The organism is Streptomyces sp. NEAU-174 (genome assembly GCF_052665095.1).
This window is the reverse complement of sequence record NZ_JBQTCE010000007.1, coordinates 558,856-570,913: the sequence shown is the minus strand read 5'-3', so window position 1 is coordinate 570,913 and position 12,058 is coordinate 558,856. Positions and strand designations below refer to the sequence as shown.

General features: G+C 67.6%; 13 protein-coding genes and 1 pseudogene. 8 read left to right on the top strand and 6 right to left on the bottom strand.

Translation table 11 applies throughout. The annotated features are described in order from the left end of the window. Positions 1-70 precede the first annotated feature (70 nt). Genes ACT2CW_RS23250 through ACT2CW_RS23225 form a run of 6 tightly spaced genes read left to right on the top strand, consistent with a single transcriptional unit; the run spans position 71 to position 6,242 of the window. A complete protein-coding gene (locus ACT2CW_RS23250; protein WP_445518116.1) occupies positions 71-1,252 on the top strand; it encodes an LLM class flavin-dependent oxidoreductase in 1,182 nt (393 codons plus the stop codon). After that, positions 1,249-2,067, top strand: a complete 819-nt coding sequence (locus ACT2CW_RS23245; RefSeq protein WP_445518115.1) for an enoyl-CoA hydratase/isomerase family protein — start codon at positions 1,249-1,251, stop codon at positions 2,065-2,067. Before ACT2CW_RS23250 ends, ACT2CW_RS23245 begins: the two co-directional genes overlap by 4 nt. A 12-nt stretch (positions 2,068-2,079) precedes the next feature. Beyond that, on the top strand, positions 2,080-2,859 hold the full coding sequence (locus ACT2CW_RS23240) for an enoyl-CoA hydratase/isomerase family protein (protein WP_164436790.1): 780 nt from the start codon (positions 2,080-2,082) through the stop codon (positions 2,857-2,859). Continuing rightward, a complete protein-coding gene (locus tag ACT2CW_RS23235) occupies positions 2,852-3,352 on the top strand; it encodes a flavin reductase family protein (protein ID WP_445518114.1) in 501 nt (166 codons plus the stop codon). The genes ACT2CW_RS23240 and ACT2CW_RS23235 overlap by 8 nt, the downstream gene beginning before the upstream one ends. 46 nt (positions 3,353-3,398) lie before the next feature. Beyond that, on the top strand, positions 3,399-5,228 hold the full coding sequence (locus tag ACT2CW_RS23230) for an AMP-dependent synthetase/ligase (RefSeq protein ID WP_445518113.1): 1,830 nt from the start codon (positions 3,399-3,401) through the stop codon (positions 5,226-5,228). A gap of 30 nt (positions 5,229-5,258) precedes the next feature. Further along, a complete protein-coding gene (locus ACT2CW_RS23225) occupies positions 5,259-6,242 on the top strand; it encodes a LysR family transcriptional regulator (RefSeq protein ID WP_445518112.1) in 984 nt (327 codons plus the stop codon). Positions 6,243-6,429: 187 nt separating this feature from the next. On the opposite strand, the gene ACT2CW_RS23220 is transcribed toward ACT2CW_RS23225, so the two are convergent. From ACT2CW_RS23220 to ACT2CW_RS23205, 4 genes are read right to left on the bottom strand one after another with little or no spacing between them, the layout of a single operon-like run. Next, positions 6,430-7,092, bottom strand: a complete 663-nt coding sequence (locus ACT2CW_RS23220; protein WP_445518111.1) for a GntR family transcriptional regulator — start codon at positions 7,090-7,092, stop codon at positions 6,430-6,432. A 46-nt stretch (positions 7,093-7,138) separates the two neighbouring features. Beyond that, positions 7,139-7,798 (bottom strand): 4-carboxy-4-hydroxy-2-oxoadipate aldolase/oxaloacetate decarboxylase, encoded by a 660-nt coding sequence (locus ACT2CW_RS23215; RefSeq protein WP_206282497.1) that lies wholly within the window; start codon positions 7,796-7,798, stop codon positions 7,139-7,141. 28 nt (positions 7,799-7,826) lie between these two features. Further along, on the bottom strand, positions 7,827-8,225 hold the full coding sequence (locus ACT2CW_RS23210; protein ID WP_445518110.1) for an MFS transporter: 399 nt from the start codon (positions 8,223-8,225) through the stop codon (positions 7,827-7,829). Between the two features lie 59 nt (positions 8,226-8,284). After that, positions 8,285-9,154 (bottom strand): DUF1932 domain-containing protein, encoded by an 870-nt coding sequence (locus tag ACT2CW_RS23205; RefSeq protein WP_445518109.1) that lies wholly within the window; start codon positions 9,152-9,154, stop codon positions 8,285-8,287. A gap of 398 nt (positions 9,155-9,552) precedes the next feature. Between ACT2CW_RS23205 and ACT2CW_RS23200 the strand changes: the two genes are divergently transcribed. Further along, the gene (locus tag ACT2CW_RS23200; RefSeq protein ID WP_445518108.1) at positions 9,553-10,044 is read left to right on the top strand and encodes a recombinase family protein; all 492 of its coding nucleotides are present in this window, start codon (positions 9,553-9,555) and stop codon (positions 10,042-10,044) included. 201 nt (positions 10,045-10,245) lie between these two features. Here the strand turns inward: ACT2CW_RS23200 and ACT2CW_RS23195 are convergent, their stop codons facing one another. Beyond that, a complete protein-coding gene (locus ACT2CW_RS23195) occupies positions 10,246-10,980 on the bottom strand; it encodes an SDR family NAD(P)-dependent oxidoreductase (protein ID WP_445518107.1) in 735 nt (244 codons plus the stop codon). Between the two features lie 37 nt (positions 10,981-11,017). Here ACT2CW_RS23195 and ACT2CW_RS23190 point away from each other — a divergent pair, with 37 nt between their 5' ends. Then, on the top strand, positions 11,018-11,572 hold the full coding sequence (locus tag ACT2CW_RS23190; protein ID WP_445518106.1) for a TetR/AcrR family transcriptional regulator: 555 nt from the start codon (positions 11,018-11,020) through the stop codon (positions 11,570-11,572). Between the two features lie 210 nt (positions 11,573-11,782). Here ACT2CW_RS23190 and ACT2CW_RS23185 read toward each other — a convergent pair. After that, positions 11,783-11,890: pseudogene (locus ACT2CW_RS23185) on the bottom strand (DUF6192 family protein); the annotation flags it as partial. Positions 11,891-12,058 lie beyond the last annotated feature (168 nt).

The window sequence follows — 12,058 nt, the reverse complement described above, 5'->3', positions numbered from 1 at the left end:
CTCGTGGTCTTGACCTGGGCTGGGCTACGCCCTACGTTATCGCCCACTAACATTTGACGGAAGGGTCGGTATGGACTTCATCCTCATGTCGGAGGGGGACACCCCGGTCGGGCTCACACATGAGCACCGCTACCGGGAGCTTGTGGAGGAGGTTCTGCTTGCGGAGCGCGTCGGCTTCGATGCCTTCGGCAGTTCCGAGCAGCATGTTGCTCTGGGTACGGCTTCGGTCTCCGCTCCGGAGGTGCTCTACCCGTACCTGATGGCTCTCACCAGCCGGATGCGGTTCATCCACCTGGTGACGCTGCTGCCGACGCGGATGAACCACGCACTGCGCGTCGCGGAGCGTGTGGCGACCGAGGACATCCTGTCCAACGGCCGCATCGAGCTTGGTACCGGGCGCGGCAACACCACGCTCGCCCTGCGCGCGTTTGAGGTGGACCCTTCCGAGAACAAGGCTCAGTGGCGTGAGGGCATCGAGCTGATCCGGAGCGCGTTCCTCAACGACGTGTTCTCCTACGTGGGCGAGCACTACAAGGTTCCGCCGCGCAGCCTGGTCCCCAAGCCCCTGCAAGGCCCCTACCCGCCCATTTCGGCTGCCGCCGGCAGCCCGAGCTCGGTCGAGACGGCCGCCTCGATGGGTATCGGCGCCATCATGGGCGGCCTCTACCTCGGGTTCGACCTCGTCGAGAACATGGTCAAGCTCTACGACACCACTCTCGCCGCCACCGACCACCCCTACCCGATCACGCCGCGCAAGATGGTCGCGGTCGCCGGTGGTATGCACTGCGCCGAGACCACTGCCCAGGCCCGCCTCGAGGCGAAGCCCCTGTTCGAGATGGCCAAGCTGTCCACCGACGCATATGAGCGCCTGTCGAAACTGTCGAAGGACTACGCCTACATGGGCGCTGTCAAGGACATCGACTTCAACGACGAAGAGTACATGTTCGAACACTCCCAGGGCTTCATGGTCGGCGACCCCGACCACTGCATCGAACACGTACAGCGATACGCCGACATGGGCGTCGACGCACTCGTCCTGCGTGTCGACAGCCTCCCCCACGACCAGCTGATGCGCTCGATCGAACTCTTCGGCAAGTACGTCATCCCCCGCTTCAAAAACCCCCGCAACGTCGTGCGCTCGGCCGACGACATCCTCGCCGAGATCCGAGCCGCCCGCCCCGCCCACGAAGAAGCACTCCGCCAGTACAACGACACGCACAACCCCAGCCACCACAAGGAGACCAGCCGATGACCACCCTCTACAACCACGGCACCGGCAACGTCCTCACCGAACGCCACGACAACGGCATCCTCCAGATCACGATCAATCGACCCGACCGGTACAACTCGCTCACCCTGCCGATGTTCGAGGAGATGAACCAGATCTGGGCCGACGTCGAGCGCGACGACCAGACCCGGGTCGTCGTCATCACCGGGGCCGGCAAAGCCTTCTGTACCGGGATGGACGTCGCTCAGCCCGATCCCACACCCCAGGATGCGCTCGCGATGCTGGAAACCGAACGCAAGCGGGTCGCGACGATGTTGCGCATCGAGAAGCCGATCATCTCCGCGATCAACGGCCCCGCGGTCGGCTACGGGCTGTCGACCGCGCTTCTCGCCGACATCAGCATCGCCGCGGACGACGCGGTGCTGATCGAAGGCCATACCAAGGTCGGTGTGACCGCCGGCGACCACGCCGCGCTCATCTGGCCGTTGCTTGTCGGCATGGCCAAGACCAAGTACTACGTGCTCACCTCCGAGAAGCTGACGGGCGCCGAGGCCGAGCGGATCGGGCTCGTGAGCCTGTCCGTTCCCCGCGAGCAGGTGCTGCCCCGCGCGCTCGAGGTCGCGTCCCAGCTGGCCCGCGGTTCCCAGCAGGCGCTCCGTTTCACCAAGCGTGCGCTCAACTCCTGGCTCACCAACGCGATGCCCCAGCACGAGCTGTCCTCGGCACTCGAGATCCTCGACTTCGCCGGTGCCGACTACGCGGAAGCACGCCAGGCTTTCCGGGAGAAGCGCCCCGTGGACTTCCCCTCCGCTCGCACTGCCGGCGGACCGGCGAACTGAGGGAAGGCGAGCATGAGCATTGCCTCCCACAACACAGCGCCCAGCGCTGTGCACGCGTCCGACGAAGTGGACGGCGTGGTTGTACTCACCCTGAACCACCCGCCGGCGAACGCGCTCAGCAACTCGCTCGTCAGCGAGCTGACAACGACGCTGGAAACCCTCGCCGCCGGCCCCGGCACCCCCGCGGTGGTCTTGACGGGAGCTGGTGAGCGCTTCTTCTGCGCGGGTGGCGACATCAAGGAAGCCATCGGCTTCGGGGCCGATTCGATGGTCGAGCGGATGGCGTCGTTTCACGCGCTGCTCTGCGCACTGGAGGACTTTGCCCGGCCGCTGGTGTGTGCGGTCAACGGCTGGTGCGTCGGTGGCGGCATCGAAATGGCCCTGTTCGCCGACAAGGTGTACGCGTCGACTGAGGCGCGTTTCGTCTTCCCCGAGATCAACCACGGGATGCTGCCGGCCGTGAAGGGGATCACTCGAGTGCGCGGGGTCCTGGGCGACCGCGCGGCCCGGCGCCTCCTGCTGGGCGGAGAGCCCGTCGACGCGTTCGACGCGGAGCGGATGGGCATCGTCGACCAGGTGGTCGAGCAGGGCGACCTGCTCGCGATCGCGATGGCGGACGCGCGGGCGGCAGCGGCGAAACCGCCTGCCGTGTTCGCGGCGCTGAAACGGGCCCTGCACTCAGGAACTTCCCGTTGGCCGGTCGAAGAGCAGCTCCGCGTCACGGTCGCCGACGCGCGCACGGTCTTCAACGACCCTGCCGCCCGAGCCGCCCGCGAGGGATATCATGGTTGATCGATTTCAAGGGCTGGACCCGGACGCCTTCCGCTCGGCGTTGGCCCGCTTCCCCTCAGGCGTGACGATCGTGACGACGCGAAGCGCGTCAGGCACGCTGCACGGGTTCACCGCGAGTTCCTTCGCGGCGCTGTCGCTCGATCCGCCGCTCGTCCTGGTGTGCCTGGACCGAGGAGCGGACTGCTCCCCCGTCTTCCTGGCGGCCGAGCGGTTCATCGTCAACATCGTGACTCCCGCGCACGCCGAGTTGGCGATCAAGTTCGCGACAAAGGGTGAAAACAAGTTCGCGAACGGAGCCTTCGAATTCGATGAGAGTGGTCACCCGATACTGCCCGATGCGGCGGCAGTCATCCATTGTGAACTGGAGCAAGTCGCACCCGGCGGAGATCACGTAATCCTCATCGGCCGTGTACACGACGCGCGGACAGGTAGCGGCAAGCCGGTGACGTGGTACCGAGGTGGCTTCCTGCATCTCGGGGAGAGTGCCGCATGAATCTCATCGGGCCCGGGCTTGTCGGCTCTGGAAGAGAGGCCGTGTCATGGATCTGACCAGTTTCGAGCCAACCCGGACGCTACCGGGGCTGCTGCTCGATCGCGCGAACAAGGAACCCGACGCCGTCGCGCTGCGCTACTGGCGTGACGGGGTGATGCAGACGATCACGTGGCGGACATACCGGGATCGCGTGCAAGATCTCGCGCTCGGCCTCATCGCGCAAGGTGTGCGGCACGGCGATCGCGTCGCGGTGATGAGCAGCGCACGCCCGGAGTGGGTGTTCGCCGCGCTGGCCGTGCAGAGTGTCGGCGGCGTCGTGATCGGCGTCTATCCGACCAACTCACCTGCCGAGATCGAGCAACTCCTCGTACACAGCGAGGCCGTCGCTTTCATCGGCGAGACGACGACGGAGCTCGGCAAGGTGGCGAAGGTCGCCGCACACACGCCGAAGCTGCGGCTCGTGGTCGGAATCGACGACACTCCGCCGGAGCTACCCGAGGTGATCAGAAGGACATCGTGGGAAGCGCTGTGCGAAGAAGGAACACAGTACGCCGACGACAGCGCCGATCCTCTGTCCGAGCTGGTCGCCGGCGGCTCCCTCGACGATGCCGCCGTGCTGTTCTACACGTCGGGATCCACGGGAGCTCCGAAAGGCGTCACCCACTCGCACCGCACGCTTCAGCACGCGGTTCAGACCTTCGTCGGCCTCTACCCGCAGCTCCTCCGCCACGAGCACGATGCCGTGGGCTTCCTGCCGTTGGCCCACGTGGCGCCGGCGTTGGTGTCGGTGTTCTCGCCGCTGCTCTCACGGCTGGTGGTCACATACTGCCGCATTGGTGACTACGAAGACGTGTTGCGTTCGGTGCGGCCGACAGCAGTGCTCTGGCCGCCGCGGTTCTACGAGAAGATCGCCGGCGAACTGATCGCACAGACGGAGGTCTGGCCGCGACTTCGTCGCTACGCCTATGGCGCCGCCATGTGGGTCGGCCGCAGAGTAGCCGAACGCCGTTGGTCCCATCGCCGGCCCTCGGTACCGCTGCGGATCGCGTACGCTGCCGCACTTCGTTGGGTGTTCTTGCCACTGCGGGCGACCGCCGGAATGGATCGCATCCGGGTTGCCTACACCGCGTCTGCCGCGATGCCCGAAAGCGTCATCGCGATTTGGCAGATCTGGGGGCTCGATCTTCGGGAGAACTACGGTCTCACCGAGACCGCCGGGTGTCCCATAGCTCATTTCAACCATCCGTTCCCCCGTCCTGGCTTCATCGGCAGGAAATTCCCGGACCCACGGTTCCAGGTGAAAGTCGCGGACGATGGCGAAATGCTGCTCCGCGCGCCGTTGCTCTTCGACGGATACTGGCGCAACCCGGCGGAGACCGAGGCTGCTTACCAGGATGGTTGGTTCCGCACCGGTGACCTGATAGAGCGCACACCCCACGGCGACATCCGGCTCATCGGCCGGAAGAAGGACGTGATCATCACCCGAGGCGGCAAAACGATCAATCCTCAGCCCATCGAAACCCGGTTGAAGGAGAGCTCGCTGATCAACGAAGCGATCGTCGTCGGCGATGCCCGCAAATACCTCACCGTCCTGCTCGAACCGAGTACAACCGCAGCCGCCCGGTCGGCAGAGGCGCTGGCCGAACGCCTGCGGGCGGAGGTCGCTCGGGTCAACGCGGACCTCGCGCGGGTGGAGCAGTTGAAGGACTTTCGCGTTCTGCCGCGGTCCCTGGAAGTCGAGCGCGGCGAGCGGACCGCGAACGGCAAGATCAAGCGCAATGCCGTCGTGAACTCGTTCGCCACGTTGATCGACGACATGTACGGCGCGAACGACGATGCGGCGATCGCAAACCATGTGCGCTCGAGGCCGAACTAGGTGGTTGATTATGCGGCAAGAGGTGGAGCCATGCCGGTCCCTGACCTGACGTTGCAGCAGCTTCGCGCGGTCCGGACACTCGCCGCATCCGGCAGTTTCACGAAAGCAGCCGCAGCAGAGCACATCTCTCAGTCAGTCCTCAGCAGGAGGATCAAGGAAGTCGAGCGTCTCCTGCGGGTGCGGTTGTTCGACCGCACCACTCGGCAGCTCGACCTCACGGCCGAGGGGCATGCCTTTCTCCTCATGACGGGCGCCGTCCTCGACGACGTGGACATGCGACTGAGCCGCTTCATGTCGTACGTGGCGGCCCAGTCCGGAACCATCGCCGTAGCCGCGCTTCCGTCGCTCGCGGCGGCTGTGCTGCCGGGCGTGATGCGCGGCTTCATGCTGGATCACCCCGAGGTGGAGTTCGAGATCATCGATGGGGCCGCGGATGAAGTGGTCGAACGCCTCGAAGGTGGGACTGTCGAACTCGGCTTGACCGCCCACGGTGACCTGCCAGACGGCTTCTGCTTCACACCACTGCTGCGGGAACGGTTCTACGGCGTCGCGCACCACAGCCATCCTTGGTTGGCGCGGAATTCCATCTCGTGGGCGGACTTCAATGGTGAGACCGTGGTCGCAACACGGCCCGGAACCAGCATCCGAGCGATCACCGACGCTGCGTTCAGCAAGCATTCGATCTCGGTGAGCCACCACTTCAATGCCTGTAGCGCGGCGACGATCCGCGGGCTGCTACGGGCCGGCGTGGGCGTGGCAGCTCTGCCGGCCCTGGAGTTGCGGGGTTTCGGGCTGGATGATCTGGTCGCGGTACCCGTGGATTCTCCGGGAGCAACCAGGGTCACCGGCGTGATGTACCGCTGCTCTCAGGACCTCTCGCCCGTCGCGGCTCGTTTTTTGGATTTCATGCGCGCGACCGAGATCGATCCCCCGCGAGGAGTCTCCCGCGTTCACGAGGGCCACACCGGCGAACCGGACACACTGAGCCACGCGGGGGTGCAGTTCGCAGAATGAGGTCGGCGATCGTCTGGGCCGGGTGGTGCTGCCGGGTGGCCTTCGCCAGGCCGCCGGTTGTGCCGTATCGGTGCGTTTGCCGAAAATATCATCCGCCCTGGTGGGAGGCAGTGCGCGCGGTGTACCGGAGGTCGACCGGACGCGCTGCCCGACCGCGGCACCCGCTGCGACCCCGAGTGCGGATTCCTCACCCCCGCTGGCACTGCGGGGGCGCAGGCGCTGCGGTCAGTGCCAGGTAGGACAGCCGCAGGTGGGCCTCCATGACGGCGCGCGCGGCGGCGGCATCGCGCAGGGCGATGGCGTTGGTCAGTTCGCGGTGGTCCTGGAGGCTGCGCCCGAGTTGGTGACTGTTGTAGAGCTGGAAGGAGCCCAGCATCATCGGCGCGCGGGCGAGGTTGGCGGCGATGCTGTACAGGCGAGGTGAGGCGGCACATTGCAGTACGAGGAGATGAAACTCGTGGTTGCTGTGTGCTAGTTCATCGCGGAAGTCGGAGGCTTGCTCTGTGGCGCAGGCTTCCATCCGGTCGCACAGGGCGTAGAGCTCGGTGAGCTGTGAGTCGGTGCGGCGTTCGGCGGCGCGTTGGGCGGCGTACGGCTCGAGCATGGAGCGGATGGCCATGACTTCGGTGGCGTCGCTGTCGGTCCAGGAGGCCACGAAGGCGCCGCGGTTGGTCTCGATGGTGACCAGGCCGTCCTCGCTGAGTCTGCGCAGGGCGTTGCGGACCGGGGTGCGGCTGACGCCGTACTGGGCGCGGAGGTTTTCTTCGACGAGGTGCTCGCCGGGGGCGAGCTGGCCGGTCTGGATGGAGGATTTCAGGGCGAGGTAGATTGCGTCTGCTGGTCGCCCCAACCTTGTTCGCCTCCTCATACCAGTTGCCCCCGGCAAGACTAGCCGACTACCGGCTTGCCTCCGTGGTGCCCGGGTGAGGGAGCCCGAGCAGGTCAAGGGTGGATTCACCGGCGCGGATGCGGTCGCGGAAGTCAGCTTCCTTGGCGGCACGGGCTTCGGAGGCGGCCAGGGCGTGCTCGGTGCGGTCGGCGGTGATGCGGACGAGGCCGTCGGCGTCTCCGAGGATCACGTCGCCGGGGTGGATGAGGACGCCTCCGACGATGACGGGAACGTTGACCTGGCCGGGGACGGCCTTGCTGGTGCCCTTGATGGACAGACCGCGGGCGAAGACCGGGAAGCCGGTCTCGATGATGTCGCGGCTGTCGCGGACGGCACCGTCGATGACGAGTCCGGCCAGCCCTCGTTCCTGGGCTGCGCAGGTCAGGACGTCGCCCCAGGGTCCTGCTTCGGTGTAGCCCTGGGCGTTGACGACGAGGACGTCGCCGGGACCGGCCTGGAGGAGTGCGACGTGGATGTACCAGTTGTCGGCGGGCGCCAGGTCGACGGTGACGGCGGTACCGACCAGCGTGCGGCCGGCGTCGAGCGGCTTGAGACCGGAGTCCAGGGCGCCGGTCTGGCCGTTGGCCTCGTAGACGGTGGCGGCGCCGAGTTCGCCGAGACGGGTGAGGATTTGCTGAGGGGGACGGGGAGCGTGGATGAGGGTCACGTTCGGTCCTTCGGTCCTTCGGGATCGGCTAGCGGGAGGTGTCGGCGGCAGGGGCAGGCGTGGGGGTGCGGTCGTGGTCGGTGGCCTGCTGCGGGGTGTCGGTGAGCAGGAACAAGGTGACCAGGCCCAGCAGAACGGCGGGCGGGCCCTCGATGATGAAGACCCAGCGCCAGCCGGAGACGCCGAGCCAGTGGACGTGGTCGAGGATGAGGCCGGACAGCGGTCCGGCGATCAGGGTGGCCACCGGGAGGGCCACCATGAACTGGGCGACCACGCGGGCACGTTCACGTTCGGGGAACCAGTAGCTCAGGTAGAGGATGACGCAGGGGAAGAAGCCGGCCTCGGCGACGCCGAGGATCACCAGTTTGACCTTGTTGACGATGGCGGGCCTGTACTGTCCGGCCACGTCATTGGGGGCTGTGGACATGACTCTCCGCGGAAGAGGTGGATGAGGAAAGGTGGGGGGCGGGCCAAGGGAGGCACGGATCAGAGCGCGTTCGAGCGGGTCGCGGTGATCCAGTCGATCGCTGCGTCGGTGGTGTCGTCCGCGGGGACGGAGGAGTCGGCAGCCGCGCGGGTTACCGCAAAGCGCTGCTCCGTGGCGCGGGTCATCGCGCTCGGGCAGCCGATCTGCTCAAGCTGCTCAGCGGCCTGTGCGACCTCGTGCTCGCGGCGGGCGGCGTGCCTCGGGTGGGTGCGGGTCATGGCCTGGAGCAGGTTGGTGAAGCCCGTGCGGTCCACGTCCTTCAGAGCGGCCCAGAGCTGGTCGAGCGCGCCGTAGGCACGGGCAGCCGGCAGGCACTCCACGGCCAGCGCCTCCAGCCCCTTCATCAGCACCGAGCGCAGGAGCTTCACTCGCATCGCGTCCCCGGGGCGGCTGTCGTCCAGCACCGTGACCGGGGCGCCGAGTTCCCGGAACAGGTCGAGGAGTTCTGGGATCGTCTCGCCCGCGTAGAGCAGCGGGGTGGCGGCCCTGCTGACCGCCACCGACCCGGTGATGGCGATGTCGACGTAGCGTGCGGAGGTTTGTGCGCAGCGTGAGGCGGCGTCCCGCTTGGCGTCCGCGGAGGCGGTGCTCAGGTCGGCGATCACGGCACCGGCAGGGAGATGAGGCAGCAGCGAGTCGAGCACTGGCTGGAGCGCACCGCCCGGGGTGGCCAGCAGCACCAGCTCCGCCCCGCTCAGCCATTGCCCGGTCTCGCGGTGCAGTGACAGGCCCCGCCCGTCGGCAAAAGCCACCGCCGCAGATGCCGGAGCGGGATCGAGCAACTCCAGGTGCGGAGCAGAACTGAGCTGTAGGGCCTTCTCGGCGTAGGCCAGACCGACCTCGCCGCAGCCCACGATCACGATCTTCATGCTTGGGGACCTTGCCTTCCGCGCACAACGACCCACTCAACAGTGGGTCGTGCAATCAAAGAACAATCACCCGCGTCGACGTCGAGAAACCGGGGACTAATCGTTTGGTTGTACTTTGATAGCACGGTTGGGGTGACCTGCCTACCCCTCCGGATCGGACACCGCCGGGGGACCGAGGCCGCAATGTCGCAGCACACAGCCCCGCGGTCCTGTCCGGGAGCGTCCACGCGCAGCAACCTGGGCAAGGATCGACACCGCAGAGAGCAGTGCAGCGTCCGAACAATCGACCCGACGACCTGATCCAGTGAGTGCACCTCCAAGGACCTCGGCGGCCGGCGCCCACGCGGCAGCCGCCGACGGCGGGCGAGTGGCTGAGCCTGCCCCGGTGGGAGGGCGCGATGGTGCCGTTACGCGGTTCGGCCAAGCGCGGCGCCCACCGCGGCCAGCCCCCTCGGCGGCCCGGCAACCCACCCCCGGCGCCGATCGACCCGGACCTGCCGAGTGCGGACATCCGCATCGGCTACGCGCGCTGCTCGACCCTCGGGCAGGAACTCGACTCCCAGCTCGACGCACTCGCCAAGCACGGCATCCCCCGCGACAAGATCTTCAGCGAGAAGATCAGCACCCGGGTGCGGGTCCGCCCGAAGTTCGAGGAGGCGCTGCGGACGGCGCGGGAGGTCAAGGCGCACGCCCCGCACTGCCGGGTCATCTTCACCGTGTACGAGATGAAGCGGCTCGGCCGCGACCCCGCCGAGCTCACCGCGCTCGCCGACCACCTCACCGCCCACGGCCTGGTCTCACCGGATCGGCGTCGGGATCGCTGTCGTCGAGGCCGACGAAGCCCACGTCGGCGATGGTGCCGAGACCGGCCGCCCGCAGGTGGGCGGTGAGCTTGCCGTGGCGGCAGGCGGTGATCTCGGAGGTGCGTCCGGGTCGCACTGCGGAGATCCACGGCAGTCGGCCGCAGTCGTCGTCACACCGGGACCGGGACCTGCGACGTCACGAGGCACGCCACTCGCGTCATGTGCATCCACGCGCTCGACCTGCTCCCGAACGGAACGGGCCCGATGGAAAGAGGTGCCGGAGTCCTGCTATGCCGTGGCCTGTGGAGTCAGCGACTCGGGGTGGAACTGCTCGACGCGGTCGCGCTTGGTGTACATGTTCCAGTAGTGCTCTGCGAGGTCGTCCGGGTCGACGACCGGGAAGTGCGGACCGTCGGCCGACTCGAAGGCGGCCTGGGCCGCGGCGGACACCTCGCTGCGGGCGATCAGGGACGCGATGGTCAGGGCTCCGACGTAGATGCCCGTGTCAGCCAGCTCGGCGTTGAGGGAGTACAGGTAGTTGCGGGTGGCGGACATCACCGGGCCCAGGCCGCTGAGATGGGGCATCGGCCGCGCCGCTGAGTAGCCCTGAGCGAGCAGGAAGGCACCCTCGCCGCGCTCGGTCCACTCCGGCAGCACTGCCCGGACCACCTCGACCGGGGTGAACAGCAGGAGCGGGGACAGGCCCTGCAAAGTTGCCGCGTCCAGCTCGGCGGCCGGGGTGAAGCCCTGGTCACCGCTGATCGGCCCGTACGCGACCACGTCGATCCGGCCGAAGCGGTCACGGATCGCCTCGACGAGAGCGGGCACCTCGGCGGGCTCGGAAAGATCGGCGGAGAACGCGACCGCCTCAATGCCTTCGTCGGCGAGCACCTCGACGAGGGTGTCCAGCCGGTCCTTGCGGCGGGCCACCAGGGCGACCCGGAAACCTTCACGCCCGAAGCGGCGGGCCACGGACACACCCAGGCCGGTACCGGCACCGAGGACGGCGATCACTTCGGACATGGGACTGCTCCCTGCCGCAACAGTTCGCGGCCTGAAGGTGCCCCTGAAGGAAATCGCCCGCCGGGCCGGTGTCAGTCACGGCACGCTCTACGACCTCTTCGGCACCCGCGAGGCGCTCATTGACGAAGTGGTGACCGGACTGGCCGCCGACCGTCTCGACGAAGCCGCCGAGCGCGCCCTGTCCTTCGAGGACCCCCGGGAGGGGTTCGCGTACTACATCGAGAAGGTCTGTGAACTCCAGGCCACCGATCCCGCGGTCGCCGACGTCGTCAGCGGACGCTATCCGGCCGCCGAGTGCCTGATGGCCATCTGCGGTCGGGCGCGGGACGCCGCCACACGGATCATCGAACGAGCCCAGCTGGCCGACGCCATCCGCCCGGACTTCACCAGCGAGGACCTCCTGCTCTTCTTCGGCACCAACGCCCTGCTCGCCCGCGCGGTCGCGGACACCGCGCCCGACGCCTGGCGCCGCCAAGTCGCCTTCCTGCTCGAGGGGCTGGACACGGAACCAGCTCAAGGAGCGCTTTCCGTAGCCCCGCTGACTCCGCAGCAGGTGTACGACGTGATGGGCAGGCTCGCCGGGACGCCATAGCAGGTGCGGAGCAGGTGCGGACGCTTCAGGGACGGAAAGGACGTCTCACCCCCATCTCCTCAGGCTGCCTGCCCTTCGCCTCGCGAGCCGGTGCCCGACGGTCCGAGGCGTAGGCCCTGCCGAGGTGGGTGACCGCGCTGGTGCGGGCCCTGCTGGTGCTGACGAACCGGGAAGTCGCCCGCTGACGGATGACCTTGTCGGTGGACTACCGTTTTCGTGCACGAGCGTGCGTTCGTCGTCGTTCAGGGTGCGATCCCGCAGGCCGGGGATGGTGCGGCCGGCCGCCGCGACGAACGCCTGGCAGGCGGTGACCGCCTCAGCCAGTGCGGCTGATCATGCAGCTTGCGATGAGCATCCGGCGGCCCAGGCTACTGGGCTCAGTCAGTTCCCGGCGGGCGGTCGCTGCACGATCTGACCTCCGGCGAACCGCGCACACACCCCGCCGTTGTCTCCGCTGTGGTGCCAGCGGAGATCCGCGGTGGGTGA

What these genes read in the sequence shown, in the direction of transcription:
- ACT2CW_RS23250 (WP_445518116.1), top strand. Translation starts at nt 71, where the DNA reads ATGGACTTCATCCTCATGTCGGAGGGGGACACCCCGGTCGGGCTCACA.
- ACT2CW_RS23245 (WP_445518115.1), top strand. Translation starts at nt 1,249, where the DNA reads ATGACCACCCTCTACAACCACGGCACCGGCAACGTCCTCACCGAACGC.
- ACT2CW_RS23240 (WP_164436790.1), top strand. Translation starts at nt 2,080, where the DNA reads ATGAGCATTGCCTCCCACAACACAGCGCCCAGCGCTGTGCACGCGTCC.
- ACT2CW_RS23235 (WP_445518114.1), top strand. Translation starts at nt 2,852, where the DNA reads ATGGTTGATCGATTTCAAGGGCTGGACCCGGACGCCTTCCGCTCGGCG.
- ACT2CW_RS23230 (WP_445518113.1), top strand. Translation starts at nt 3,399, where the DNA reads ATGGATCTGACCAGTTTCGAGCCAACCCGGACGCTACCGGGGCTGCTG.
- ACT2CW_RS23225 (WP_445518112.1), top strand. Translation starts at nt 5,259, where the DNA reads ATGCCGGTCCCTGACCTGACGTTGCAGCAGCTTCGCGCGGTCCGGACA.
- ACT2CW_RS23210 (WP_445518110.1), bottom strand. Translation starts at nt 8,225, where the DNA reads ATGTCCACAGCCCCCAATGACGTGGCCGGACAGTACAGGCCCGCCATC.
- ACT2CW_RS23205 (WP_445518109.1), bottom strand. Translation starts at nt 9,154, where the DNA reads ATGAAGATCGTGATCGTGGGCTGCGGCGAGGTCGGTCTGGCCTACGCC.
- ACT2CW_RS23200 (WP_445518108.1), top strand. Translation starts at nt 9,553, where the DNA reads ATGGTGCCGTTACGCGGTTCGGCCAAGCGCGGCGCCCACCGCGGCCAG.
- ACT2CW_RS23195 (WP_445518107.1), bottom strand. Translation starts at nt 10,980, where the DNA reads ATGTCCGAAGTGATCGCCGTCCTCGGTGCCGGTACCGGCCTGGGTGTG.